Annotated in this window: 27 protein-coding genes; 12 read left to right on the forward strand and 15 right to left on the reverse strand. The window is 65.5% G+C overall.

Translation table 11 applies throughout. From position 1 onward, the window contains the following. Nucleotides 1-31: 31 nt before the first annotated feature. Genes fmdA through H9639_RS11015 form a run of 3 tightly spaced genes read right to left on the reverse strand, consistent with a single transcriptional unit; the run spans nt 32 to nt 2,282 of the window. Nucleotides 32-1,288 (reverse strand): formamidase, encoded by a 1,257-nt coding sequence (gene fmdA / locus H9639_RS11005; protein WP_191808104.1) that lies wholly within the window; start codon nt 1,286-1,288, stop codon nt 32-34. A gap of 25 nt (nt 1,289-1,313) precedes the next feature. Continuing rightward, complete coding sequence (locus H9639_RS11010; RefSeq protein WP_191808105.1) at nt 1,314-1,607, reverse strand: FmdB family zinc ribbon protein; 294 nt, start codon at nt 1,605-1,607, stop codon at nt 1,314-1,316. Nucleotides 1,608-1,619: 12 nt separating this feature from the next. After that, nucleotides 1,620-2,282, reverse strand: a complete 663-nt coding sequence (locus H9639_RS11015) for an AmiS/UreI family transporter (protein ID WP_191808106.1) — start codon at nt 2,280-2,282, stop codon at nt 1,620-1,622. 253 nt (nt 2,283-2,535) lie between these two features. On the opposite strand from H9639_RS11015, the gene H9639_RS11020 reads away from it, so the two are divergent. Beyond that, entirely contained in the window at nt 2,536-2,733 is a 198-nt protein-coding gene (locus H9639_RS11020; protein ID WP_318242060.1) for an SDR family oxidoreductase, read from the forward strand. A 45-nt stretch (nt 2,734-2,778) separates the two neighbouring features. Here H9639_RS11020 and H9639_RS11025 read toward each other — a convergent pair whose 3' ends face one another. The 3 genes from H9639_RS11025 to H9639_RS11030 all read right to left on the reverse strand — a co-directional run bounded on the left by H9639_RS11025 (nt 2,779) and on the right by H9639_RS11030 (nt 5,508). Further along, nucleotides 2,779-3,816 (reverse strand): NAD(P)-dependent alcohol dehydrogenase, encoded by a 1,038-nt coding sequence (locus H9639_RS11025; RefSeq protein WP_191808107.1) that lies wholly within the window; start codon nt 3,814-3,816, stop codon nt 2,779-2,781. A gap of 130 nt (nt 3,817-3,946) precedes the next feature. Further along, the gene (locus H9639_RS17320; RefSeq protein ID WP_449657893.1) at nt 3,947-4,048 is read right to left on the reverse strand and encodes an MFS transporter small subunit; all 102 of its coding nucleotides are present in this window, start codon (nt 4,046-4,048) and stop codon (nt 3,947-3,949) included. Beyond that, nucleotides 4,045-5,508, reverse strand: a complete 1,464-nt coding sequence (locus tag H9639_RS11030; protein ID WP_191808108.1) for an OFA family MFS transporter — start codon at nt 5,506-5,508, stop codon at nt 4,045-4,047. Before H9639_RS11030 ends, H9639_RS17320 begins: the two co-directional genes overlap by 4 nt. 231 nt (nt 5,509-5,739) lie before the next feature. Here H9639_RS11030 and H9639_RS11035 point away from each other — a divergent pair, with 231 nt between their 5' ends. Beyond that, nucleotides 5,740-6,393: a class I SAM-dependent methyltransferase gene (locus H9639_RS11035; protein ID WP_191808109.1), complete on the forward strand. Its 654-nt coding sequence runs from the start codon at nt 5,740-5,742 to the stop codon at nt 6,391-6,393. 24 nt (nt 6,394-6,417) lie between these two features. Here H9639_RS11035 and H9639_RS11040 read toward each other — a convergent pair whose 3' ends face one another. Further along, the gene (locus H9639_RS11040; RefSeq protein ID WP_191808156.1) at nt 6,418-6,972 is read right to left on the reverse strand and encodes an acyl-CoA thioesterase; all 555 of its coding nucleotides are present in this window, start codon (nt 6,970-6,972) and stop codon (nt 6,418-6,420) included. 126 nt (nt 6,973-7,098) lie between these two features. Between H9639_RS11040 and H9639_RS11045 the strand changes: the two genes are divergently transcribed. After that, the gene (locus tag H9639_RS11045) at nt 7,099-7,311 is read left to right on the forward strand and encodes a hypervirulence associated TUDOR domain-containing protein (protein ID WP_191808110.1); all 213 of its coding nucleotides are present in this window, start codon (nt 7,099-7,101) and stop codon (nt 7,309-7,311) included. Here the strand turns inward: H9639_RS11045 and H9639_RS11050 are convergent. After that, a complete protein-coding gene (locus H9639_RS11050) occupies nt 7,308-7,778 on the reverse strand; it encodes a MarR family winged helix-turn-helix transcriptional regulator (protein ID WP_191808111.1) in 471 nt (156 codons plus the stop codon). The two genes, H9639_RS11045 and H9639_RS11050, sit on opposite strands and share 4 nt — an antisense overlap. Nucleotides 7,779-7,852: 74 nt before the next feature. Here H9639_RS11050 and H9639_RS11055 point away from each other — a divergent pair, with 74 nt between their 5' ends. Both H9639_RS11055 and H9639_RS11060 read left to right on the forward strand, forming a co-directional pair. Further along, entirely contained in the window at nt 7,853-8,527 is a 675-nt protein-coding gene (locus tag H9639_RS11055) for a maleylpyruvate isomerase family mycothiol-dependent enzyme (protein WP_191808112.1), read from the forward strand. Beyond that, nucleotides 8,524-8,904 (forward strand): DUF1304 family protein, encoded by a 381-nt coding sequence (locus H9639_RS11060; RefSeq protein WP_191808113.1) that lies wholly within the window; start codon nt 8,524-8,526, stop codon nt 8,902-8,904. The genes H9639_RS11055 and H9639_RS11060 overlap by 4 nt, the downstream gene beginning before the upstream one ends. Nucleotides 8,905-8,990: 86 nt before the next feature. Here H9639_RS11060 and H9639_RS11065 read toward each other — a convergent pair whose 3' ends face one another. The 3 genes from H9639_RS11065 to H9639_RS11075 all read right to left on the reverse strand — a co-directional run bounded on the left by H9639_RS11065 (nt 8,991) and on the right by H9639_RS11075 (nt 12,377). After that, nucleotides 8,991-10,430: an APC family permease gene (locus tag H9639_RS11065; RefSeq protein ID WP_318242061.1), complete on the reverse strand. Its 1,440-nt coding sequence runs from the start codon at nt 10,428-10,430 to the stop codon at nt 8,991-8,993. A 184-nt stretch (nt 10,431-10,614) separates the two neighbouring features. Next, entirely contained in the window at nt 10,615-11,082 is a 468-nt protein-coding gene (locus tag H9639_RS11070) for a DUF3237 domain-containing protein (RefSeq protein WP_191808114.1), read from the reverse strand. Nucleotides 11,083-11,195: 113 nt separating this feature from the next. After that, on the reverse strand, nt 11,196-12,377 hold the full coding sequence (locus tag H9639_RS11075) for a M20 metallopeptidase family protein (protein ID WP_404799751.1): 1,182 nt from the start codon (nt 12,375-12,377) through the stop codon (nt 11,196-11,198). Between the two features lie 220 nt (nt 12,378-12,597). On the opposite strand from H9639_RS11075, the gene H9639_RS11080 reads away from it, so the two are divergent. From H9639_RS11080 to H9639_RS11095, 4 genes are all read left to right on the forward strand, one after another. Continuing rightward, nucleotides 12,598-14,037: a sensor histidine kinase gene (locus H9639_RS11080; protein WP_191808116.1), complete on the forward strand. Its 1,440-nt coding sequence runs from the start codon at nt 12,598-12,600 to the stop codon at nt 14,035-14,037. 81 nt (nt 14,038-14,118) lie between these two features. Further along, complete coding sequence (locus H9639_RS11085) at nt 14,119-14,838, forward strand: response regulator (protein WP_191808117.1); 720 nt, start codon at nt 14,119-14,121, stop codon at nt 14,836-14,838. Between the two features lie 110 nt (nt 14,839-14,948). After that, entirely contained in the window at nt 14,949-15,833 is an 885-nt protein-coding gene (locus H9639_RS11090; RefSeq protein WP_191808118.1) for an ABC transporter ATP-binding protein, read from the forward strand. Beyond that, complete coding sequence (locus H9639_RS11095) at nt 15,830-17,020, forward strand: ABC transporter permease (protein WP_191808119.1); 1,191 nt, start codon at nt 15,830-15,832, stop codon at nt 17,018-17,020. The genes H9639_RS11090 and H9639_RS11095 overlap by 4 nt, the downstream gene beginning before the upstream one ends. Before the next feature lie 64 nt (nt 17,021-17,084). On the opposite strand, the gene H9639_RS16870 is transcribed toward H9639_RS11095, so the two are convergent. Together H9639_RS16870 and H9639_RS11100 are read right to left on the reverse strand one after the other, a co-directional pair. After that, nucleotides 17,085-17,264 (reverse strand): hypothetical protein, encoded by a 180-nt coding sequence (locus H9639_RS16870; protein WP_225219464.1) that lies wholly within the window; start codon nt 17,262-17,264, stop codon nt 17,085-17,087. Beyond that, nucleotides 17,242-17,967 carry an EamA family transporter gene (locus tag H9639_RS11100; RefSeq protein ID WP_225219465.1) on the reverse strand — a complete coding sequence of 242 codons (726 nt, stop codon included), beginning with the start codon at nt 17,965-17,967 and terminating at the stop codon, nt 17,242-17,244. The genes H9639_RS16870 and H9639_RS11100 overlap by 23 nt, the downstream gene beginning before the upstream one ends. Before the next feature lie 317 nt (nt 17,968-18,284). On the opposite strand from H9639_RS11100, the gene H9639_RS11105 reads away from it, so the two are divergent. Continuing rightward, a complete protein-coding gene (locus H9639_RS11105; protein WP_191808120.1) occupies nt 18,285-19,256 on the forward strand; it encodes an NAD(P)-dependent alcohol dehydrogenase in 972 nt (323 codons plus the stop codon). Between the two features lie 70 nt (nt 19,257-19,326). On the opposite strand, the gene H9639_RS11110 is transcribed toward H9639_RS11105, so the two are convergent. Continuing rightward, nucleotides 19,327-20,388 (reverse strand): intradiol ring-cleavage dioxygenase, encoded by a 1,062-nt coding sequence (locus tag H9639_RS11110; protein ID WP_191808121.1) that lies wholly within the window; start codon nt 20,386-20,388, stop codon nt 19,327-19,329. A 127-nt stretch (nt 20,389-20,515) separates the two neighbouring features. Then, complete coding sequence (locus tag H9639_RS11115; RefSeq protein WP_191808122.1) at nt 20,516-21,097, reverse strand: PadR family transcriptional regulator; 582 nt, start codon at nt 21,095-21,097, stop codon at nt 20,516-20,518. 132 nt (nt 21,098-21,229) lie between these two features. On the opposite strand from H9639_RS11115, the gene H9639_RS11120 reads away from it, so the two are divergent. Then, nucleotides 21,230-22,411, forward strand: a complete 1,182-nt coding sequence (locus H9639_RS11120; RefSeq protein ID WP_191808123.1) for an aromatic ring-hydroxylating dioxygenase subunit alpha — start codon at nt 21,230-21,232, stop codon at nt 22,409-22,411. Nucleotides 22,412-22,415: 4 nt separating this feature from the next. Further along, on the forward strand, nt 22,416-23,429 hold the full coding sequence (locus tag H9639_RS11125) for a PDR/VanB family oxidoreductase (protein WP_191808124.1): 1,014 nt from the start codon (nt 22,416-22,418) through the stop codon (nt 23,427-23,429). Nucleotides 23,430-23,696: the final 267 nt, after the last annotated feature.

Consider the following 23,696-nt stretch of genomic DNA (forward strand, 5'->3'; position numbering starts at 1 on the left):
TGCCCCAGCCGGCCCGGCCCCAGGAACCGCGTCAGCGGTTGCTGGCCCGCGGGGCGCCTATTCCGGGATCGATCTGGAACGGTCCGGAAGCAGAGGGCCGCACATCGAAGTCGAAGATCGACGTCGGGATGTAAACGGTGGAACACGAGTTTGGAATGTCCACCACACCGGAGAGCCGTCCCTCGATGGGAGCGGCACCCAGCAGCAGGTACGCCTGTTCGGGGCTGTAGCCAAACTTGGTCAGATAGTCGATGGCGTGCAGGCAGGCCCGCTGGTAGGACAAGTGGGAATCAAGGTAGCGCTGCTCGCCGTCGAGCGTCACTGACGTCCCGGAGAACGCAATCCACTCGCTGAACTGCGGGTCCACGTTGCCGGGCATAAAGATCGCGTTCTCGTGGACCCCGTAGGTGTCCATGCCGCCCTTGATGATGTCCACTCGCAGGTCGATGAAACCGCCCATCTCGATGGCACCGCAGAAGGTGATTTCGCCGTCGCCCTGGGAGAAGTGCAGGTCGCCCACGGACAGGTTGGCGCCATCCACGAACACCGGGTAGAAGATGCGGGAGCCTTTGGAAAGGTTCTTGATGTCCTGGTTCCCGCCGTTTTCCCGCGGAGGCGCCGTCCGTGCGGCTTCACCGCCGACCCGGTTCCAGTCCTCCCGGGCAAGGCCGCCCAGCACGGCGTGCCCGGCTTCCGGCGGCAGAGCCAGCGGCGGCACCCGGTGCGGATCGGTCGCTATCAGGTCACCCTCGCGTTTGTTCCACTTGGCCAGCAGCGCAGCCGACGGCGCGGTCCCCATCAGCCCGGGATGGATCAGACCGGCAAAGGAGACACCGGGAACGTGGCGGGAAGTGGCCGTCTGGCCGTTGAAATCCCAAATGGCCTTGTAGGCATCGGGGAACTGCTCGGTCAGGAACCCGCCGCCGTTTTCTTTGGCGAAGATTCCGGTGTAACCCCACCCCTGCCCCGCGAGCGGACCCGAGTCCTCCTGGGGGATCGGCCCAACATCGAGTATGTCCACCACCAGCAGGTCGCCCGGCTTTGCTCCTTCCACCCCGAACGGCCCGCTGAGTTTGTGCACGGTCAGCAGCGGAGCATTGAGGATGTCTTCCGCCGAATCATCGTTGACGATTGCGCCGTCGAACCATTCCCGGCAATCCACCCGGAAGGACTCGCCCGGTTTCACCACTGCCACGGGTGGTATTTCCGGATGCCACCGGTTGTGGCCGATTTTTTCCTGGTCCTCGAACTTCTTCGAGGAATCGAGGGGAAAGACGACTTGAGGCATAACTTCTCCTTTGAAATTGTGGCGCTTAGTCGGGTCGCGGCAGTTTTCGGTGCAGGGGGTTGTGGGTTATTCCGCCGCCGCGCGGAGCCCCGGACGCCGCACCCGGGGATGTCACGACGGCGGGCTCGGACGCCGAGCGGGCCGAGCTTTCGATCAGCTTGTACGCACTGGAGGAAGAGCGGGAAAGGTGCGGGGCAGTGAATTTCCGTGCTGCCGGCTGGCCACAGTCCGGGCAGGGCACGGCTTCCCGGATCTGGCCCATGGGCGCCTGGATTTCGAAGTCCCGGCCCTCCGGGCAGCGGTAGGCGTACAGCGGCATGACCGTCCTTTGTTAGGGAACTGCGGGAGAAACGGCGAATCCCGGCACCGGACGGGCCGGGTCTTCATCCTGTCCTTTTATCTGGGGCGCCGGCTGACGGCCCAGGTAGAAGGACAGGGCCAGGGCGGCGGTACCGGCCAGCGCCATGGCGGCAGCCGTTCCGGCATTCGAAACGTAGGCACCTGTCAGCAGAAGGAAAGCGGGAAGTGTGGCTGTGAGCTGACCGCCGATGGCGGCGAACCATCCAGTGACCCGGGTCAGCGGTTCACGGCCCAGGGCAAGGACCAAGAAAAACAGCAGCCACAAAACTGCCCACAGATACCAGATCACTCCGAACACAGGGTCGGAGACCAAGGTGAACTGCAGCGTCCCGATCACGACGGCGCTGACGGCCACGAAGAGGGAAAACCAGCCCAGTCCCTCCGGCCCCACACCGGTGACCTGTGTCAGGCCAACGTAGAGATAGGTAAAACCGAAGAGGTACAACCCTGCGGCCGCGAAGGTCACGGCTGGGTCGCCCTCGGCCTGGATAAGGATCACGGTCGGGAAAATGACCTGCATTCCACCCACGAAGAAGTTCAGCGGTGCAGCCGATTTTCCCGGGATGAGGCCCAGAAGCATAAGTCCGTTGATCAGCAGTACAGCACCAACGTAAAGCAAGCCAACACTGGCCATATTTGCTCCGTTGCAAATAGAATTTCGCCGCTGGACTTTAGTGCCGCGGGGGTTCCGGTAGGAATGGGGGCCATATTCTGGGTCGAATCAGCTTATGAGTCTGGGGTCGAATCAGCATATGAGCCCGGGGGTCGAATCAGCTTATGAAGGTTTGCAGAACCCGTCAATGATGTCCTGCGATGTTATGAGGGACATTTCCCAGCGAAGGGACATCCGTGAGTAACAACGGTGGGGGTCCCCTGTCCTTTCCGTCGTGAAAACCCGCTTCGCCCAGGCCATGTATGAGGGCAGGGAGGAGCGGGTGGCTGCTGCCTACCCGTTGGGCAGGCTCGGAAGCCCCGCCGATGTGGCTGCCGGCGCGGCGTTCCTGGCCTCCGACGACGCCGCCTGGATGACTGGTCAGGTACTGACGCTCGACGGCGGGCTCCTGGCAGTCGGCGGCACCGCCTGAGCTCGGGAAGAGCCACGGGACGGCCGTGCCGGTGCTGCGCGTTCTTTAGGGAACGACGACAGCCCGCCCGATCAGCTGGTTATTCTTCAGCTTCTCGTATGCCTCCGGTGCCCTCTCCAGCGGGAAGACCTCGGTATGCACGTTGATGGCTCCGTCCCGGGCCAGCTCCAGCACTTCGAAAAGCTCGGTGCGCGAACCCCAATACGGTGAACGGATGGTCGTCTCCCAGGACGACGTCGCTGCAAGCCCCACGGGCAGCGTTCCGGACCCCACGCCCACCAGCACCTGATCACCCTGGGAACGGACCATGGCCTGGCCCAGGTCCAGGGTGGCCTGCGTGGTCACGAAGTCAAAGACGGCGTCGACGCCGAGCCCGCTGGTCAGGTCCTTGATCATGTCCACGGCTCCCGGCTCCGAAGGAAAGGAGTACTGCGCGCCGACGGAGGCGGCAAGATCCAGCTTTGCCCTGTCGACATCGAGCGCAACGACAGTGGTGGGGGTCAGCGAGCGCAGGATCTGGATGGCCACATGACCCAGCCCGCCAACCCCGATCACAACGGCTGTCGATCCGGAGTGCAGTTTCTCGAGGGATCCCTTGATTGCGTGGTACGGGGTCAACCCGGCATCCGTCAGCGCTACGTTCCGCACTGGGTCCAGCTCGCCCAGCGGCACCAGGTGCCGGGCGCTGTCCACCACAAGGTATTCCGCCATGGCTCCGGGTGCACCAAGACCGGGAGGGGCGATGCCATATTGGCCGGAGTTGCGGCAGTAGTTCTCCCGCCCGGACGAACACTCGTAGCAAAGGCCGCAGCCCCATGGCCCGTACACGGCCATGGCCTGTCCCTCTTCGATGTATTTCACTCCGGCGCCGATCTTGTCCACCACCCCGGCAGCTTCGTGGCCCAGGGTCAGCGGCAGCCCGTACTCGTATTGGTCCTCCGGCAGCGACATAATGAACTCGTCCGAATGGCATACCCCGGCTGCGGTGATCTTCAGCCGGATCTGTCCCGGCCCCGGCTCAGGAGTTTCGATGTCAACGACCTCCGGGGCGGCGCCCAAGCTGCGGTACTGAAGAGCCTTCATGGCGTACTCCGTTCTCCGCACCAGCAGATCCCGCCAGCACGGGTGGATGGATTAGCCCTTTAAGCGTGGCACCGATCCTTCATTTACACAGCCCCTGAGGGCCGTCCAGCCCTCAACCGCGGCGGCCGGGTCAGCCGAAGAGCGCGGCGGCCTTGGTCAGCGTCTGGAAAATACCGTAGGCCAGCGGGACTCCCACCAGCAGCCAGCTGATAACGAGTTTTGCGTTGTTCACCGGTTCCCTCCTTCCACATTGAGATCGAGGCTGGGATCCAGGCTGGACGCGGCGCTGTCGGATGCGGGGCTGTCGGATACGGGACTGTCGGCCCGGGCCGGAGCTTTGGCCGGTTCATGGAACCTGTCCGAGACCGGCTGGATCAGCAGGTTTGCGATGAAGCCGACGATCAGGAGCCCAACCATGGTCAGCAGGGCCGGCTGATAGGCCTGGGCCGTCAGTTCACCGGGGGTGCCCTGGGCGTCCAGGAAGGAGTTCACGATCAGCGGTCCGGCAATTCCCGCCGCCGACCAGGCAGTGAGCAGACGGCCGTGAATTGCACCGACTTGGAAGGTTCCGAAGAGGTCCCGCAGGTAAGCCGGTACCGTCGCGAAGCCGCCGCCGTAGAAGGAGAGGATAACGAAGGCCAGCAGCACGTAAAGGATGGTTGACGAGGAGCCGAACATCGCCAGCAGCACATAGCAGACCGCCCCGGCTCCGAGGTAGACCATGTAGATCCGTTTCCGGCCGATCGCGTCGGACGTGGCGGACCAGACGAACCGCCCGCCCATGTTGCCGATCGACAGTAGTCCCACAAAGCCGCCTGCGACGGCTGCGGTGACCAGGGAGACGCCGTCGGGCTGGCGGAAGAAATCCTGGATCATGGGGGCAGCCTGCTCCAGGATGCCGATACCTGCTGTGACGTTGCAGAACAGGACAATCCACACCAGCCAGAACTGGCGGCTCTTGATGGCGTTCGCCGCCGAGACGTTGGCCGTGGTGACCAGCGGTTTTTTGGCGATGCTGGCGGGGTCGAACCCGGCGGGCTTCCAGTCGTCCGCCGGGACCCGGATGCTCCATGCCCCGTAGAGCATATACAGCAGATAGATGACGCCGAAGGTAATGAAGAGCTTCCCAACCGCTTCGCCGCTGGCCACCCAGCCGTCGGTCCCGGAGTTCGGATCGTAGAAGGCCAGCAGCGCCGAGGAGAGCGGGCTGGCGATCAGTGCGCCCCCGCCGAATCCCATGATGGCCATTCCAGTGGCCAGGCCGGGCCGGTCCGGGAACCACTTGATCAGGGTGGATACCGGGGAGATGTACCCGATGCCCAGCCCAATGCCGCCCAGGAAGCCGTAGCCGAGGTAAACCAGCCAGAGCTGCCCGGTGAAGATTCCCAGGGCGCCGACCATAAAGCCGCCGGACCAGAACAGTGCGGAGACGAACATTGCCTTGCGCGGACCGTTGCGGTCCACCCAGGTGCCCATGACCGCCGCGGAGAGACCAAGCATCACGATCGCCACGGAGAAGATCACACCGATTTGGGTCAGGCTGGCGTCGAAATACTGGACCAGGGCGGTCTTGTAGACGCTGGTGGCGTAGGCCTGGCCTATGCAGAGGTGGACGGCGAGCGCCGCCGGCGGGATGAGCCACCGGTTAAAGCCCGGCGGGGCGATGGTGCGTTCACGGTCCAGCCAGCTCATCCGAACTCCAATGTTCTTCCAGCGGTTTGGTTGCCGGCGCCGCCAAGACGGCGCCGGCATGCGCCCCAGCATGCTTGATTTCGCCGGACCGCGCTGCCCGACACGCCGTCCGGCTCTGAGGTACCCCGCGACCCGCACTGAAACCCGCGGCGGAGAAGAAAGTCAGCTGCACTTTGGAGGACATCCGGTGTTTCTTTCACCCGCAGGCGCACCGGTCGTAAAGTTCATGGCATGCATGACCACCCCGCAGCGCCCCCGCCGGATCAGTTCTGGGACGGTTTCTACCGGGAACGCGACCAGGTCTGGAGCGGCAACCCCAACGCCCTGCTGGTCCGGGAGGCCGCCGCTCTCCACCCGGGCAGGGCTCTTGATCTCGGCTGCGGCGAGGGAGCCGACGCCGTCTGGCTGGCACGGCAGGGCTGGAGGGTCACCGGCGTCGACATTTCCGCCGTCGCACTGGAGCGGGCAGCCGCCCATGCGGTGCAAGCCGGGGTTGATGACCTGGTGACCTGGGTGCGAGCGGATCTTGCCGATTGGGCGCTGAGCGATCCGGACACTGATCCCGGTTATGACCTGGTCTGCGCGCAGTTCCTGCACTCGCCCGCCGAACTTCCCCGAGATGCCATCCTGCACCGGGCTATGGCCGCCGTCGCTCCGCGGGGACGGCTGCTCGTGGTTGGGCACCAGGATTTCCCGCCCTGGTCCAGCCATCCGGCGCCGGAGCCTGCCCTGCCAACGGCCGCTGAGCTGGCCGCAGCACTGAAGCTTGAGGAACAGGGCTGGGTGCTGGAAACAGCGGAACCGGTGCCGCGGACTGTCAAAGGCCCGGAGGGGCAGCAGGTGGTGCTCAACGACAACGTGCTGCGCGCCCGGCGCGGAGTCTGAGCTCCCGCCGGGCCCAGCGCCGCCCTAGGCTGCCCAGGCGTGCGGTGCCGCGCGCCGCGCTCCGGGCAGCGCAACATTTTCCCGCCACTCCGTGATCCAGTCAGGGAGCACCAGATCCTCCGGGGGCCGCCGCCCGGCGGCCTTGAAGATCTCCTCATTCGTGACGGGACCCTGCTTGGACACCATCCGGGTCGCGATGAAGGCGCTGGCGTAGATCTCGCCGTCGGCCACCATCCGCTGCTCAAAGTAGATCGCCCGCTCATCGAAGCCGATAATCCGGGTCTCGATGGAGTAGCGCTGCCAGGGCGCCAGCGATTTGCGGAAGCTGATGGTCTCGTTGCTGACCACTGGTCCCCACCCGTTCCGCCGCATTTTCGTCCAGAAGCCGCTGCGGATCATGAGGTCGAACCGGCCCAGGTCCATCAGCGAGAGGTACATGCCGTTATTGACGTGGTTGGCGATATCAAGGTCGGTCGGCAGGACACGCATCGGCAGGGAGGATGCATCGAAAATGTCGAGTTTCGGCCTGCGCCGGCGGGCAGTCAGCAACAGCAGCAGGGTACGGAAGATCAGGTGCATGGCGCTCATATTACCCATGAGTAACTTGTTTGTCCGGAAGCAGCTCTCCGGACCCTTCCGCCGGGTCCCTAGATTCCCGCCGATTACCCGTTACACGGATGACCGCACAGTGCTAAGACGGTCGCCATGAGTGATCAATTGAGGGTGGGCGACCGGGTGCGGTGGAACTCGCGTACGGGGGCGGTCACTGGGGAAATAACCGAGGTTCACACCTCCGACTTCGAGTTCATGGGCAGGCGCAGGCTGTGTTCGGAAGCCGAGCCGCAGTACAAGGTCCGCAGCGACGCAACCCAGCTGCATGCCGTACACCGGGGCGAAGCACTGCACCGGGTTTCCTAGCCCTTCTGGACACCCTGGTAGGGATCGCTGATCTCACGCAGTTTCTGCAGCGTATCGCGCAGCCGGGCATAGGCTGCGCTCCCCACGTGTGCGCGCCACTCCGCTTCAACGGCCTGTACGGTCTCCGCTGCCACCGCGACTGCGGCTGTGCCGCGTTCCGCCACGCAGACCAGACGCGCCCGGGCATCAGTCGGGTCAGGAATCCGACGGACGTAGCCCGCGGTTTCGAGAGCCTGCACCAGAACCGCGGCAGTCTGCTTGCTGACCCGCGCCTGCTCGGCGAGCGCGGTCAGACGGGTCCCCTCGGCGCCGATCCGCTGGAACACCCGGCCCTGCGCCAGGGTGAGATCAGTGAACCCGGCCTCCTGCACGGCCTGGAAGACCCGCGCTTCCATCTCCCGGTACGGCAGGTAGAGCAACAAGCCAGTGTTGGGTTCTCCCGGTGCGGGCGCGGCTCGATTGGTCATGGAAATCTCTCGACTTTAGTCAGTAAAACTGATTGAATTTAGTCAGATTCTAGTACTACTTCCCGGAGGCAGCCATGGGAAGGGACACAACTAACGATCAGCTGTGGCACTGGATCCACAGCGAACGACGCCGCCTGCTCAGCTTGCTGGAGTCGCTCAGCGCCGCCCAGTGGTCAGCCGCCAGCCTCTGCGCCGGCTGGAGCGTGACCGAGGTCGCCGCGCACGTCGCGTCCTCCGCTGGCAGCCGACCCATCGACGTCGTACGCGCGATGATGCGCGGACACGGGAACTTCAACCGGGCAATTTACCTGGAAGGCAGGCGCCTCGGGGCCCGCGGGCCGGCCGCCGTACTGGCGGAGCTCCGCCGTTTTGATGGCTCCCTGTCGCACCCGCTTTTCACCACGCGCTGGGACCCGCTGGTTGATGTCCTTGTCCACGGCCAGGACATCGCGCTCCCGCTGGGACTGGACCTGCCCATGCCCCCGCAGGCTGCCGCCGCGGCCGCCGGCCATGTCTGGTCCACGCCTTTTCCGTTCCGTGCCCGGCACCGGCTGCGCGGCCTCCGACTGGCCGCCACCGATGCAGATTGGTCCGCCGGCAGCGGCGCTGCCGTCCATGGACCCATCAGCGCCCTGCTGCTCCTGATGACCGGCCGCACCGCGCAGCTGGCACAGCTGGAGGGCGAAGGCGCCGCAGATCTATTCCGCCGGCAGCAGCCCTCCCGGCAGCAGCACTGGAGAAAATCATGAATGCCCTTGCCCAGCTCCTGACCGGTTTGATGGCGCTCGTCCTGGCAACCATGTGGGTCCTTGAAACGTTCTTCAACGGATCACAAAAGCTCTACCCCATCTTCCGCACCGACCCCGGGAACGTCGCAGCCGTGCGGATGTGGGCTGTGAACGTCGGATTCGTGAACCTCTGCTTCGCTGGCGGCCTGGCGTCCGGACTGTTGCTGGTCACTTTCGGCAATGCGGCGGTCGGCTCCGGCATCCTGGCCTTCTGCCTCATTAGCCAGGTGGTGCTCGGCGCGGTGCTTTTTGGTTCGAACCGCAGCCTCTGGCGCGGGGCGCTGGGCCAGTCGCTGGTGCCGCTGGCCGCGCTCCTCGCCTGGGCTGCCTTCGGCTGAGCCTGGCGAACAAAACAGCGACGGCGGCTCCCGCTTGGGGAAACCGCCGTCGCTGATCCGCTGCCCGGCAGCGCCGGAGCTGGGAGCTATGCCCGCACCTTGGCCCGCAGTTTGGCGAGAAGGTGCTCCTCGGCGTCGGGCCCCGCCTTGATTCCACCGGGGACCCGGAAGAAGTAAAGCAGGCCGATCACCCACCAGGCACCGAACAGCAGCCAGGGCTCAACGCCCAAGGCCGCCGGCATGCCGGGCATGTAGAGGCTGAACAATGCAGCACCGAAGATCGTGGCCGCAATGCCAATGACGATGCCTCCCTTGCCCTTGCCGCCGACGCGCAGAGGGCGGTCCATCGCCGGTTCCCGGCGGCGCAGGATCAGGAAGGAAATCGACACCAGCGTGTACGCCAGCACGATGCTCGGTGCGCCGGAGTCGACCAGCCAGCCGAGCATTTCCGCTCCGCCGAAAGGGGCCAGGAAGCTCAGCGCACCGATGAACAGGAGCGCGTTGTGCGGTGTGCCGTACTTCGGATGCAGCCGCCCGAACCAGGCCGGGAGCATCCCGGAACGCGCCAGCGAGTACATCAGGCGGGAGGCGCCCATCAGCAGCGAGTTCCAGGAGGTCAGGATTCCGGCAATGCCGCCGGCAATGAGGATTTTGGCCATCAGGTCCGAGTTGAACATGGCGCCGACGGCGTCCGCGGTGGCGATGTCGGTGCCGGCCAGATCCGCTGCCGGCATGGCCGAGGACGTGGTCAGCACCACCATGATGTACCAGATGGTTGCCATGACCACGGCAACCACAACGAGCTTGCCGATCTGCTTCGCCGGGATATTGACCTCCTCAGCGGACTGCGGAATGACGTCAAAGCCGATGAACAGGAACGGCACCACAACCAGCACTGCGAAGAAGCCGTTCATGCCGCCGTGGAACCACGGCTCCATGTTTGAGGCGCTGCCGCCGGTAAAGGCTCCGGCGATCATCACCAGCCCGATCGCCAGCAGGAAGATCACCACGAAGGTCTGCACAACGCCGGCTTCCTTGACGCCGCGGATGTTAATCGCGGTGATTACGACGGCGGCGGCGGCTCCGACGAGGGCCCACGTGAGGTGGACTTCGAAGCCGGCAACGGTCCAGAGCGGTATGTGGCTCAGGTCGGGGAAGATGTACTGCACGGTTTTGGGCAACGCAACGGCTTCGAACGCCACGATGGTCACGTAGCCGCCGATGATCGCCCACGAGCCGATGAAGGAGGGACGCGGCCCCATGGCGCGCATGATGTAGTTATGCTCGCCGCCGGCCTTGGGCATGGCGGCACACAGTTCGGCGTACGTCAGTCCGACGATTGCCATGATGACGCCGCCGGTAATGATGGCGAGTACCGCTCCCATGGTGCCGGCTGAGGACAACCAGTCGCCGGTGAGGACAACCCAGCCGAAGCCGATCATGGCGCCGAAACCGAGGGCCAGGACGTCAATGCGTCCGAGGACCTTTTTGAGTGAGGGTTCGGTTTCTGTCTGAACTGCGGACACGCCGACACCCCCTTTCTGTCTAATCTGCCCGCAAAGGGCTGCCCGGTGAACGGACACGTTTGGGCCCCGGGCACGCCTGTGAATCCGCACACGGGGAAGATAGCCCGTCCACGCTACACGCCGTGGAGCGCCGCGGCCTAGTTGGCGGGGCTGTGGTCAGGCCACCTGCCCCGCGCCCGCGGGCCTACTCCACGACACTGATTTCCAGCCGCACCTCGTCCGGGAGCCGGATGCCGGTGCCGATGAGGATGCGGCTGGACAGCCAGGCCCAGGCGCCGCCGTCGGGCGCTTCAATGCGGGGCGTACAGCGGAAGTAGATCCGCGCCGGATCCACGGATTCGCCGCGCAGGAGCGCGGCAATATCGGCCTCGCTGCCCGAGCGCAGGCCAAAGTTGTTCACGTAGAGCCGCTCGCCGTCGTCGGTCTCGATGGCGTATTTGGCTTCCAGCTCCGTGAGGGTGGCCGTGCGCAGGAGCTGGTAGTCGGCTCCGGCCGGCAGCACCGTTCCACGCAGATTCGGACCTTCGACTTTCCCGCCCAGGATCGGGATGATCCGCCGGACACCGGCAGAGGTGCGGCCAATTTCGATCGGCTCGCCCACCTGAACAGAGATGGTGGCCAGGAACGTTAGTGCGGGTGCGGAGAAGGTCATAGAGGCCACAGTAGCGGCCTCTTCCATCCATCGATGGCTTCCAGCCAACGAGGCGCGAGCCGTTCCCAGTCGGCAGCTGACGGAGCACTGCCGGCTCCCCTGCCGGACTTCAGCTACGTCAGGCGGTTGAACGCCAGCTGGGCCAGCGCAGCCGCCTGGTCGGCCAGCACGGAATCGTCGAACAGGACCCGCGGCGAGTGGTTCCACGCTGCCGTGGCTGGATCAACGTCCGGAGGGGTGGCCCCCAGGAACAGGAAGGCACCAGGGATCTTCTGCAGCACCAGGGAGAAGTCCTCCGACCCCATCAGCGGGTCCCGCGACTGGATGACCCGGTCCTCGCCGAAGAGCTCGCGCAGTTCCCGCATCGCCTCGAAGGTCCGCGACGGATCGTTCTCCGTCATCGGATAGAGAATCTCGAAGCTGACCTCCGCGGTGCAGCCGTGAGCTGTGGCGATCCCGTCCGCGAGCGCTTTGGTCTCCACGATCAGCCGGTCCACTGATTCGGCCGACAGGGTGCGGACGCTGGCACCGAGCCGGGCGGAATCCGGAATAACGTTGATGGCCCGGCCGGCTTCAAGCTGGGTGACGGTCAGGACGATCGGATCGAAGACGGAGAACTTCCGGGTGGCCATTACCTGCAGCGCCGCGGCGATCTCCACCAGTGCCGGCACCGGGTCCAGCGCATTGTGCGGCTGCGAACCATGTCCGCCGGAGCCGTGCACCGTGATCCGCAGTTCATTGGCGCCGGCCATCAGCGTGCCCGGTTTGGTGCGGAAAACCCCGAGCGGACCGGGGCGCACATGAACACCGTAAGCAGCCACCGGCCGCTCCCCCGCCGCTTCCAGCACTCCTTCGTCGATCATCAGGCCGGCACCGCCGTCGCCCTCTTCGCCGGGCTGGAACATAAACACAACACTTCCGGACAGGTCCCGCTGCTGCGCCTCCAGCAGGCGGGCCGCGCCGACCAGGCCTGCAACGTGCAGGTCGTGGCCGCAGGCGTGCATCGCGCCGTTGGTCGAGGCGTATTCCAGATCTGTGAGTTCCTCAACCGGCAGGGCGTCCATGTCTCCGCGCAGCAGGACCGCGGGGCCTTCCTCGCCCCCGCGCAGCACGGCGGTTACGGAGCTGAGCGAATTGCCGGTGGAGATTTCCAGGCCCAGCCCGTCCAAGGCCTCGAGGATGCGCTCCTGGGTTTTCGGCAGATGCAGCCCGACTTCCGGTTCACGGTGCAGCTCACGGCGCAGGGATATCAGCCCAGGCAGCAAGGCCTGTCCTTCGGAAGCAAACATGTCCATCCTCACGGTCATTCCAACAGCGAATGGGGAAGTGCGCCCCGGACGAAGTAAACCACCCCCGTCCTCCGCCCGGGCACCGGGCGCGGCGGGCACCGTCCCGGCGTACCCAATCCGTGACCAAAGTCCCGCGCAGGGATGCCGGTGCTGAGCCGGATCCCCCGCAGGGCCTCAGCCGTACGGCGGATCCGGCCGCAGCGGATGCGGACCTAGACTGTTGGCCATGATCGAAACGCAGCCGCCTGGCACGGACACAGCCGGCCCGGCTTCGCCGGAGAAGGAACCAACGGTGTCCGGAGAGACCGGCCGGACCTTGGCCGAGCGGGTCCACAGGTTCCGGCTGAGTCTGCCGTGGCATGCAGAAGACGACTGGGAACGGCCCGCCCCGGGACCGGAAGGACTCCGGCGGGACATGATCGGCGTATTCATCGCACTGCTCCTAAGCGCGGTGATGCTTGAATTCATGCGGGGGTTCGCCTTTGGGGAGGGCGATTTCGTCAATGCCTGGGTCCAGCACCTGGTCCAGACATCCATCTTCGTATTCCTGGTCTTCCGGCGCCGCTTCCCCATTACCGTGATGCTGCTCAGCTCCGCCACGTTCGTCATAGTGGGCGTCACGGTGCCGCCGATTAGCCAGACACTGGGATTCCAGGCTGCCTATTTCGCCTCCCTCTACAGTGCGGTGGCGTGGGCGCAGAACCGGAGGGGCCTGTGGCTCGGGGTCACCGTGGTGGTCACCGCCATGTTCCTGTGGATCGTTCTGGGCTTCACGCTCTACAGCGGTTATGACGAAATCCTCAAAACCTTCAACATCGGTTCCACCGAGCCCGAGGGGCTTTTTCCGCCGCTCACTTCCTACGTCCTGTACTCCTTTATGCTGAACGCCGCTTACTTCGGCGGAGCCATCATGTTCGGCATGAACTCCTGGCGCAGCGCCCACCAGCGCGAACAGCTCGCCGAGCAGGCGCTCCAGCTCGAAACCCAGGCCGCCGACCTGGCCCGCAAGGCCGTCATCGAGGAACGCCTGCGGATCGCCCGGGAACTGCACGACGTCGTCGCGCACCATATTGCCGTGATCGGCGTGCAGGCCGGCGCTGCCCGCCGGGTCATGGAGAAAAAACCAGCTGCGGCGGCCGAAGCGCTCCAGACCATTGAGACCTCCTCCCGTGATGCCGTCTCGGAGATGCGCTCCCTGCTCGGAGTCCTGCGGTCAACGGACACAGAAAACCCGGAACCGGAGGCTGACACCCAGCGCCGGCCCGAACCCGGCATCGAAGATCTTCCCGCGCTCATCGAGGAGTACCGCGGCAACGGGCTGGCCGTTACCTTCACCCAGGTGGAGGACCGCCCCGGAGCGCTGACCGGGCTGTCCGCACCGCTGGCACTGTCCCTCTACCGGACGGTGCAGGAATCGCTGGCGAACGTCCGCCGTCACTCAACCGCCGCTGCCGCCGTCGTCGCCCTGCGCACCGGGGAAACCGGCGAGCAGCGCTGGGTGGAAGTGGAAACTGTCGACGGCGGCCGTCTCCGCCTCGGCACCGGAGGCACCGGCTACGGCCTGCAGGGCGTCCGCGAACGGGCGGCGCTGCATGGCGGCAGTACCGAAATCGGCCCGCGCGACGGCGGCGGCTGGCGGGTGCGGCTCCGCATTCCCCTGCGCTAGAAACGGTTACCTGCTCAGCCCGCCCTGCCGCTAGGTTTAACCCCGGGGGTGGCACCGGGCTGCCAAAATCGAAGGACTGACATGGAACCGATCCGCCTGCTGCTCGCCGACGACCAGGCGCTGGTCCGCGCCGGCTTCGCCATGATGCTCTCCGTGGAGGAGGACATTGAGGTGGTCGGGCAGGTGACCAACGGCCAGGAAGCCGTGGACTTCGCCGCGGCGAATCCGGTGGATGTCATCCTCATGGATGTGCAGATGCCGGTGCTGGACGGTATCCGGGCCACTGAGCAGATTGTGGCTGCCGGCTGGGCGAAGGTGATCATTCTGACCACCTTCGAACGGGAGGACTATCTCTTCGACGCGATCCGGGCCGGCGCCAGCGGCTTCCTGCTGAAGAACGCCGACCCCGACGATCTGGTGGGCGCGGTGCACGCCGTCGCCGGAGGCCATGCCCTGCTGGCACCCGAAGTAACCGTGCGGGTGATCGAACGCTTTGCCCGCCACCTGCATGCCGAGAGTGCCGCCGCAGGCGTCCCCGCCCCTGCCGGACCGCAGCCCGACCCGGCGCAGCAGAACCTGCTGCAGTCCCTGACCACCCGCGAGCGCGAGGTCCTGGAACTCGTGGCCACCGGGCTGAGCAACGCGGAGATCGCAGCCCGCATGTTCGTGGCCGAGGCCACCGTGAAGACGCATGTGTCCAACCTGCTGGCGAAGGTCCAGGTGCGGGACCGGGTGCAGGCCGTGGTGTTTGCGTACGAATCCGGACTCATTCTTCCGGGTGAGGCCGCCCGCGAAGCGTGAGCGGCGGGACTCAGCCGGACGGCCGATCCGCTGGTCCCGGCTTGTTCCTAAGGTTGAGGGAGCAGCACATCCACAACTTCCCGGCATCCCCGGGGAAGGAGCAGTCCCCTATGCTTCAGGTCCAAAACCTCACCCGCCGGTTCGGTGAAAAAACCGCCGTCGACGCGGTGAGCTTCGATGTTCCGTCCGGCCAGATGACCGGGTTTGTCGGCGCGAACGGTGCCGGCAAAACCACCACCATGCGCATGATTATGGGGGTGCTCAAAGCCAGCTCCGGTGAGGTCCTGCTGGACGGCTCCCCGCTTACCGCGGACGCCCGCTCGAGTTTCGGCTACATGCCCGAAGAACGCGGCCTCTACCCCAAACAGCCGATCCTGGACCAGCTGGTCTACCTGGGCCAGCTGCACCGGATGAGCCAGTCAGCAGCCCGCAAGGGAGCCCTGGACCTGCTGGACCGCTTCGGCCTGGCCGGCCGCACCAAGGACAAACTGGAATCCCTCTCGCTGGGCAACCAGCAGCGGGTCCAGATCGCGGCAGCGCTGCTGCACCGCCCCAGCGTCCTGATCCTGGACGAACCTTTTTCCGGCCTGGACCCGGTGGCGGTGGATTCCATGGTGGAACTGCTGCGCGAACGAACCTCGGCCGGTGTGCCGGTGCTCTTCTCCAGCCACCAGCTGGACCTGGTGGACCGGCTCTGCGACAACATGGTGGTCCTGCAGCAGGGCCGAGTGATTGCCTCCGGTACCGGCGATGACCTGCGGGCCCGGGCTGTGAACCGGCACCGCATCACGGTGTCCCCCGACGCCGGCTGGGTCCGGGACGAACCCGGCGTGCGGGTGCTCGACGTCGCCGGTCCTACCGCGATTCTGCAGTTCGACGACGACGCCGCCAGTCAGCGGCTGCTCGCCGCGGCACTCTCCCGCGGGTCCGTGGAGGAGTTCGCACCGATCCGGCCGTCCCTGAGCGAAATCTACCGTGAGGTCACCGCAGCATGAGCACCAGCACAGCCCGCCCCACCCCGCCGTGGGCCATCGTTACCCTCCGTGAGGTTATGGTCAAAGCCCGCGACCGCAGCTACCTGATCTCCACCCTGGTCACCCTGGTGCTGATTGTCGGCGTCGTGGTCTTCAACGCCTACATGAGCACCCGGGCCGACGAATACACCGTGGCCGTCACGGATACCGCAGGCACCGCCGTCGTCGACATTGCCCACACCACCGGGCAGAGCGACGGCGGGAACTCCAGCTTCGAAGCCGTGAGCGCCGGGTCCTCCGAGGAAGCCCTGGAACTGGTCCGTTCGGATGATGCCGATGCTGCCCTTGTCCAGGACGCCGACGGTACGTGGACACTCACCGGCCACGAAGAACTCTCCGGCGGCCTGCAGCAGGGGCTGGCCGAGGCTCTGCGGGCGTACGCCCTGGAGGTCAACGCCTCCGATGCAGGAACCACACCGGAGGCACTGCTGGAGGGCAGCGAATTCGGCACGGCTTTACTGGACGGCAACGCTGAAAACCAGTTCATGGCCCAGTTCGCCGGGTTTGTGTTCGCGTTCCTCTTCTATATGGCGGCGATCGTGTTTGGCATGGCAATCGCCACCTCCGTGCTGGAAGAAAAGCAGAACCGGGTAGTGGAAATCCTGGCTACCGCCATCCCGATCCGGCAGCTGCTCTACGGCAAGGTCGCCGGCAACACGGTCCTGGCGATGGTCCAGCTGGCCCTCTACGCCGGCGCTGCCCTGCTGGCGCTCACCTTCACCGGTACCGCGGACAGCGTCGGAACACTGATCCCGGCGTCGGGCTGGTTCCTGGTGTTCTTCCTGGCCGGTTTCCTGATCCTGGCTTCGGCCTGGGCCATGATCGGTTCCATGGCCTCGCGTACCGAGGACCTGAACAACAGCTCCGGGCCGGTGCTGACCGTCATCGTTGTGGCGCTCTTCGGCGGCCTGTTCGCCAAGGGCCAGCTCCTGGTGATCGCGTCCTTCGTGCCGGTGGTTTCCTCCGTGGCGATGCCGGTGCGGATGCTGAACGGCGAGGTCCCGCTGTGGGAAACCTTCGTGTCCCTGGCGCTGGCCCTGGCCGCGGCCTACGCCCTGCTGCGCTTCGGTGAGAAGATCTACCGCCGCGCCGTGATGCAGAGCGGCGGTGCCCTGACCCTGCGCAAGGCGATGAAGCTGGAACAGTAGCGGCTTCCTGCGAGTGAAAAACAGCCGGTGCTGGTTGCGCATTTCGGACCAGCACCGGCTGTTTTTATGCCCGGATTTCGACGGCGGCGTCCCGGCCCGGACTCCCGCTGCGCCAGATGATGGCTGCCCCCGAAGCGATGACCAGGCCGATGCCGGCCGTCGCCGTCGGGCTCAGCGGCTGGTCCAGTGCCAGGGCGCCGACGACGGCGGCTGCCGCCGGATCAATGGCGAACAGCGTCCCCACAATCCGCGGAGACGTGAGCTTGGTGGCCAGGAAATCCAGGGTATAGGCGAGGGCGACCCCCCAGCAGGGCGGACACCAGAACAGCCATCCAGTCTGCTGCTCCCAGCCGCGGTGCTGCCGGGACGGTGAACGGGAGGAGCAGGACGGCTGCGACGGCAACGGAGAGTGCCAGGCCCTGAATGCCGGCGCTGTCCTCCCCCACCCGTCCTGCCATGAGCGTGTACGTGCCGAAGGCTGCCGCCGCGCCGAGGCCGAAGATGATGCCCAGCAGATCGAACTCCGTCTGGACCCCAGCCGCGGCAGCCACCCCGGCCAGGGTCAGGATGGGCAGGCAACGTTCGATGCGGCCTTTCGCCCCGAGGCTGGCAACCGCCAGCGGGCCCAGGAACTCGAGGGTGACCGCCAGGCTCAGGGGAATCCGTTCAAGGGCGCTGTACAGCAGCACGTTCATGGCGGCCATTGCGGCTCCATACAAGAGGATGCCGCCCCAGGCCCGGGAGCTTAGGGCCCGGAGGCTGGGCCGGGCAAGGCAAAGAAGCACGACGGCGGCGAGGAACATCCGCAGTCCGCTGGTGCCGAGTGATCCGGCAACGGCAAAGAGGCCGCTGGCCAGCACGGAAGAGACCTGGATGCTGATTGAACCGATGAGGACAAAGACTGCGCCCAGTAGGGCGCGGAAAAGCGGGGAAGAATTTTGGAACATGGGAAACCATTTCTGGGCAGACCGAAAGACCGGTCGTTGACGGGGACGTCAGACGACAGGCAGCCGCTCAGGAAAGAAAAAGGAGGAGGATCCGCGGTGCCCGTCAGGGGCGCGCGGACGGTCCTCTGCGGGCGCTGCAGCCCAGGTTGCTCATGGGGTCCATACGGGAAGCATATTTACGGTGGCGGAGGAGCTGCAAATGTGTCTTTACGCGGCTGCGCGTGGGCATCCCGGAACTACTGGTGGTCAAGCCCCTCCGACCTCTGTAGCATCCGGTCCGGATGCCGGCCGGGTCCAGGCGACGAAGGGGCACAGAAATGCGGGCAATCACCCAGGAAAGCTACGGTTCCGCCGATGTCCTGCACCTGGGAAACGTCGCAGTGCCGGAGCCCAAGGCCAACGAGGTTCTGGTCCAGGTCGGCGCGGCAGGCGTGGACCGGGGAGTCTGGCACATGATGACCGGCCTGCCGTACCTTGGCCGCCTGGCGTTTGGCCTCCGGAAGCCGAGGAACCCGGTTCCCGGCATGGACCTTGCGGGCACGGTTTCCGCGGTGGGCTCAGCGGTGACGCGTTTCGCCCTGGGCGACCAGGTTTACGGCAGCGGCAGAAGCACCTATGCCGAGTACGCTGTGGCCCCGGAAGCGCGGCTCGCTCTGAAACCGGCCGGCCTGAGCTTTGCGCAGGCGGCCGCCGTTCCAGTCTCAGCGGTGACAGCGCTGCAGGGACTGGGTAAGACCGGACGCGTTCAGGCGGGCCAGAAGGTCTTGGTGATCGGAGCCTCGGGTGGAGTCGGGAGTTACGCCGTCCGGCTGGCCAAGGCCTTCGGAGCCGAGGTCACCGGTGTGTGCAGCACCGGGAAGATGGATTTTGTCCGGTCGTTGGGGGCGGACGAGGTCATTGATTACACCGCGGAGGACTTTGCGGACGGCACAAGGCATTGGGACCTCATCCTGGATATTGCCGGTAACCCGTCGATTGCCCGCCTGCGCAGCGCGCTCACGCCCAAGGGAACGGCGGTGATCACCGGAGGTGAGGCGGGCGGCAGGCTCACGGGCGGCATGAACCGCCAGCTGGGAGCCGTGGCACTGTCCCCGTTCGTCCCGCAGCGACTGACGATGTTCATCGGAGCGGTCCGTTCGGCGGAGCTCGAGGACCTCACCGGGCTCATTGAGGCAGGCAGCATCACGCCACCGTTGGAGCGGACCTTCCCGCTGGACCAGGCGCGGGAGGCCCTGGACTGGCTGGCCTCCGGCAAGGTCCGCGGCAAGGTTGCTCTCACGGTTGGCTGACGGGTGGCTGCGCCGGGCTGGGCCGGGGTTATGCGGCTTCGCAGGCTGACTGCGGCTGTGCCTGAGCCGACTACGGCTGCGTCGGCGGTTCGCCTGCTTCACCCTCCGCACCGGCAGGCGGTTCTCCACCGGGGCCGCCCGCGGGAGGCTCACCAACAGGCGGCTCTCCACCCGGCCCACCAGATCCCTCACCCGATCCACCGCCGGGACCGCCCTCGGGCCCGCCGCCACCCGGACCGCCGGATCCGCCACCCTCAGGCGCGCTGCCCCCGGTCGGTTCAGTTCGGGTATCCACACCGGCGGTCAGGGACACCGAGTATCCCTTCGCGACACTGCCCGTAACAGCAGCGAGCTGGCTGGCACCGCCGTCGTCGCCGAAGACATTGTCACTGTCCAACGTGATCTGGGAGAGATTCCGGACCGACGCCTCGTAGCCGGCAGTGGCGAAGACTGTGTCGCACACATCCTGGGGCAGAGCCACCTGAGAGGTGGCTATCGCCTTCGTGGAGTCCGTGATGGAGGCCTCGTCCGGGTAGACCTCAAAGTGGATGTGCGGCCAGCGCCCGCTGTAGCAGGCCGGGAAGATGCTGGTGAAGCGCACTATGCCGCCGGCGTCGGCAATCTGGACGCCGCGGAGGTAATTTTGGTCCTCGACCCCCTCGGAATACATCGAGTACAGGCCTTCCCTGGTGCAGTGCCAGACGTAGACGGCGACGCCGGCAAAGGGTGCTCCGCCGTTGGCCAGATCGGTGATGGTCAGTTCCAGCTCCATCGGGATGCCCTCGGCCGTGCCCTCGGACTCTCCGAAACTCGACCGGATGTCGCTGCGGATAATGCCGCTTTCTTCCAGGACGTCCGGCCCGTTGGAGCCGTCGCCGGGATACGGTCCTGCCGTTTCGTCGGGAATCTCCCCGCCCGCGGTTCCCGTTCCGGACTCCGTTGCCCCGCAGGCGGCCAGGCCCAGGGTGACGGCACCGATGCCAAACGCTTTCAGCACGCCGCGGCGCTGGAGGAGGGTCCCGACGTCGAACCCCAGCCCCTGGTCCTCAAGGTCTTCCTCCGGGCGGGGCAATGCCCGGCCCTGATAGAGGTGGGTCTGTTCAGTAGTCTCATCAGCAGCGCTGTGACGCATGTATTCTCCTTGGCTCGGCAGTTTCGCCAAGACGAGGGTAGGCCCGCTTTCTATGCCGGAGCTGTGCCGGGCTTGGACATTCGCCCGGCCCGGCCCGAGCCCGGCCCCGAGCCCGAGCCGGAGAACGCTACGGGTACAGCGCGTCAATCAGCTCAAGTCCGCGGCGGGCCCAGGCAATTTCCTGCTCCGCACGGGCAGTCAGCCCCTCATAGGTGAACCGTTTGAACGCAGCCACGCGCTGGTGGTCCACATCCGGGACCGTCGCCAGGCGCCGGTTCAGCATGTCCGAGGTGCCGCCGTCGATCTCCTCGATCTTCTGCTGCCACTGCAGCAGCCGGGCACCGTAATGCTCAATGTGGGCCTGGAGCTGCTGCCGCGCAGCATCGGGATCGGCCCATTCGAGGTAGGCCGCCTTCAGATGCATGGGGTCCCGTTCGCGGGGGTAGTCCAGCTGCGTGTTGACCCAGGTGCGGAAGGCCCCGCGGCCGGCATCCGTGACGTGGTACTGGCGCTTGCGGCCTTTGGTGCCCCACGGAATTTCCTCGCCTTCGAGCAGGCCGTCCCGCTCCATCCGGCGCAGCTCCGGATAAATCTGCGAGTCCGGGGCATGCCAGACATAGCCCACGGAGGACTCGAACTGCTTGTAGAGGTCGTATCCGGTCATGGGTTCGACATTCAGCAGTGCCAGCAGCGCGTAACGAAGGCTCACCACGGCCTTTCTGAAGAAACGGACCCTTGCCTAACCACTATAGGCATAGGTAGTGTGCCATACATCACTAACTATCTATGGAGATAGTTAGTTAGGAGCGGCATCGAAGGCGTTGCCGCGAGGAAGGAAGTCATGACCGCCGTCTCCACCACGAGTTCCACGACCAACAAAGTGCTGGGTTATCCGCTCAATGCCTGGTACGTGGCCGCCTGGGATCACGAGGTGACCCGCAAGCCGATGGCCCGGCGCATCGCCGACCGCCCGCTGGCCCTATACCGCACCGAGGACGGCAAGGCCGTAGCCCTCGCGGATGCCTGCTGGCACCGCCTGGCTCCGCTGTCCATGGGTAAGACCATGGGCCGGGACGGTCTCCAGTGCCCGTACCACGGGATCGTCTACAACTCCGCCGGACGCTGCATTTCGATGCCCGCCCAGGAGACGATCAACCCCAGCGCGACCGTCCCGTCCTTCCCTGTCGTGGAACGCTACCGCTACGTGTGGGTCTGGCTCGGCGATCCCACGCTGGCCAATCCGGATCTGGTCCCTGACATGCACCAGATGTCCTCTCCGGAATGGGCCGGCGACGGCCAGACCATCTTCGCGCCGTGCAACTACCAGCTGGTGCTGGACAACTTGATGGATCTCACACATGAGGAATTCGTCCACTCCTCCTCGATCGGCCAGGAAGAACTGAGCGAATCCGAATTCGTCGTCACCCATGACGATGACACGGTCACCGTTTCCCGCTGGATGCTCAACATCGATCCGCCGCCCTTCTGGCTGAAGAACATGCGGGACAAGTTCCCCGGTTTCGAAGGCAAAGTGGACCGCTGGCAGATCATCACCTTCCGCGCGCCGTCGACCATCAACATCGACGTCGGCGTCGCCAAAGCCGGCACCGGCGCCCCGGAAGGGGACCGCAGCCAGGGCGTGAACGGCTTCGTTATGAACACCATCACCCCGGAAACCGATAAGACCTGCCACTATTTCTGGGCCTTTATGCGCAACTACCGGCTGGACAGCCAGCTCATCACCACCCAGCTGCGTGACGGCGTACACGGGGTCTTCGGTGAGGACGAGGAGATGCTCTCGGCACAGCAGGCCGCGATCGACGCCAACCCGGACTACGAGTTCTACAACCTCAACATTGATGCCGGGGGAATGTGGGTCCGGCGGCTGATCGAACGCCGCCTCGCGGCCGAGGGACGGCTGCCCGCAGCCGGTGCCCCTGCGGCGGCAGCTCCGACGGCGGCGGCAGCTCCGTCCGCGGCGTCGGCTCCAAATTCTGCCGCAGTTCCGACGGCGGCACGGTAGAGCCATGGCTGCAACGAACACTGAAGTCTGGCAGCGCGCCGTCGTTACCGAAACCCGCGACGCCGCGGACGGAATCCGGCGTGTGGTGCTGGCGCCGTCCCTGCCGCGCCGGGCGGAGCCGGGCTCCCATATTGACCTGATGGTCACCATCAATGGAGAGCTCCAGCGGCGCTCCTATTCGGTGGTGGAGTCCAGCGATGACGGCCGCTCCCTGGCCATCAGTGTCTTCCGTACCCCCACCTCCCGGGGCGGGTCCGTGTTTATGCACGGGCTCGTCCCGGGGGATGAACTTGAAATAACCCAGCCACTGCAGAACTTTCCGCTGCGGGTGGGAGCGTCCAGCTACATCCTGCTGGCCGGTGGCGTAGGCATTACGGCAATCCTGAATATGGCGCGGGCCCTGAAGAATGTGAAGGCTGACTACCGTCTGGTCTACGCCGGCCGCCAGCGCAGCGCCATGGCTTATCTGGCCGAACTCGAGGCCGAGCATGGCAGCGCACTGCAGGTCCACGTTGATTCCGAGGGCACAGCGCTCTCGGTTCCGGAGCTGATTGGACAGGTGCAGGAGGGCACTGAACTGTACATGTGCGGCCCCATCCGGTTGATGGACGCGGTGCGCCGCAGCTGGCGGGAACGCGAACTGGATCCGTCCAGCCTGCGCTATGAAACGTTCGGTAACTCCGGCTGGTATGACCCGGAGGAATTCATTGTCCGGGTGCCGCGGCTGGGACTGGAAACCAGGGTGGGCCAGGGGCGGTCCATGCTGGAGGCCCTGGAAGAGGCAGGCGCGGACATGATGTTCGACTGCCGCAAGGGTGAGTGCGGGCTCTGTGAGGTGCGGATCCTGAATTTGGAGGGCGCAGTGGACCACCGGGACGTCTTCTACAGCGAACGCCAGCAGCGCGCCCGGGAAAAAATGTGCTGCTGTGTTTCCCGCGCCGTGACGGCGCCTACGGGCAAGCGGGGTGATGCAGACCCCAGCCGGGGACCCGCCGTCGTCACCATTGACGTCTCGTGAAACTCTCTGTGAGAACCCTTACGATGGTCGCAATAATGGTTCGCCTAAGCGGCACGAGATCGCGCTGTCGTATAGATTGAAATGAGCATTCCGCATAACGGAATGGTCGGTGAGTCACCGAATTACCTTGAGGGGACCCCGCCCTCAACTGAGAGGCTGCACATATGAGCGTCAGTGAAGACAGAACGGACATCCTCAGCGGGCTGACCAGCCAGCTGCCGGACCGTGACCCGGAAGAAACCGCGGAATGGATTGAATCCCTTGACG

This window comes from Arthrobacter gallicola, assembly GCF_014836775.1.
Classification (GTDB): Bacteria; Actinomycetota; Actinomycetes; order Actinomycetales; family Micrococcaceae; genus Arthrobacter_B; species Arthrobacter_B gallicola.

Bases quoted from the DNA above. Each gene is read 5' to 3' on its own strand.
- fmdA (WP_191808104.1), bottom strand. From the start codon at position 1,288: ATGCCTCAAGTCGTCTTTCCCCTCGATTCCTCGAAGAAGTTCGAGGAC.
- H9639_RS11010 (WP_191808105.1), bottom strand. From the start codon at position 1,607: ATGCCGCTGTACGCCTACCGCTGCCCGGAGGGCCGGGACTTCGAAATC.
- H9639_RS11015 (WP_191808106.1), bottom strand. From the start codon at position 2,282: ATGGCCAGTGTTGGCTTGCTTTACGTTGGTGCTGTACTGCTGATCAAC.
- H9639_RS11025 (WP_191808107.1), bottom strand. From the start codon at position 3,816: ATGAAGGCTCTTCAGTACCGCAGCTTGGGCGCCGCCCCGGAGGTCGTT.
- H9639_RS11030 (WP_191808108.1), bottom strand. From the start codon at position 5,508: ATGAGCTGGCTGGACCGTGAACGCACCATCGCCCCGCCGGGCTTTAAC.
- H9639_RS11035 (WP_191808109.1), top strand. From the start codon at position 5,740: ATGCATGACCACCCCGCAGCGCCCCCGCCGGATCAGTTCTGGGACGGT.
- H9639_RS11040 (WP_191808156.1), bottom strand. From the start codon at position 6,972: ATGCACCTGATCTTCCGTACCCTGCTGCTGTTGCTGACTGCCCGCCGG.
- H9639_RS11045 (WP_191808110.1), top strand. From the start codon at position 7,099: ATGAGTGATCAATTGAGGGTGGGCGACCGGGTGCGGTGGAACTCGCGT.
- H9639_RS11050 (WP_191808111.1), bottom strand. From the start codon at position 7,778: ATGACCAATCGAGCCGCGCCCGCACCGGGAGAACCCAACACTGGCTTG.
- H9639_RS11055 (WP_191808112.1), top strand. From the start codon at position 7,853: ATGGGAAGGGACACAACTAACGATCAGCTGTGGCACTGGATCCACAGC.
- H9639_RS11060 (WP_191808113.1), top strand. From the start codon at position 8,524: ATGAATGCCCTTGCCCAGCTCCTGACCGGTTTGATGGCGCTCGTCCTG.
- H9639_RS11070 (WP_191808114.1), bottom strand. From the start codon at position 11,082: ATGACCTTCTCCGCACCCGCACTAACGTTCCTGGCCACCATCTCTGTT.
- H9639_RS11075 (WP_404799751.1), bottom strand. From the start codon at position 12,377: ATGGACATGTTTGCTTCCGAAGGACAGGCCTTGCTGCCTGGGCTGATA.
- H9639_RS11080 (WP_191808116.1), top strand. From the start codon at position 12,598: ATGATCGAAACGCAGCCGCCTGGCACGGACACAGCCGGCCCGGCTTCG.
- H9639_RS11085 (WP_191808117.1), top strand. From the start codon at position 14,119: ATGGAACCGATCCGCCTGCTGCTCGCCGACGACCAGGCGCTGGTCCGC.
- H9639_RS11090 (WP_191808118.1), top strand. From the start codon at position 14,949: ATGCTTCAGGTCCAAAACCTCACCCGCCGGTTCGGTGAAAAAACCGCC.
- H9639_RS11095 (WP_191808119.1), top strand. From the start codon at position 15,830: ATGAGCACCAGCACAGCCCGCCCCACCCCGCCGTGGGCCATCGTTACC.
- H9639_RS11100 (WP_225219465.1), bottom strand. From the start codon at position 17,967: ATGTTCCAAAATTCTTCCCCGCTTTTCCGCGCCCTACTGGGCGCAGTC.
- H9639_RS11105 (WP_191808120.1), top strand. From the start codon at position 18,285: ATGCGGGCAATCACCCAGGAAAGCTACGGTTCCGCCGATGTCCTGCAC.
- H9639_RS11110 (WP_191808121.1), bottom strand. From the start codon at position 20,388: ATGCGTCACAGCGCTGCTGATGAGACTACTGAACAGACCCACCTCTAT.
- H9639_RS11120 (WP_191808123.1), top strand. From the start codon at position 21,230: ATGACCGCCGTCTCCACCACGAGTTCCACGACCAACAAAGTGCTGGGT.
- H9639_RS11125 (WP_191808124.1), top strand. From the start codon at position 22,416: ATGGCTGCAACGAACACTGAAGTCTGGCAGCGCGCCGTCGTTACCGAA.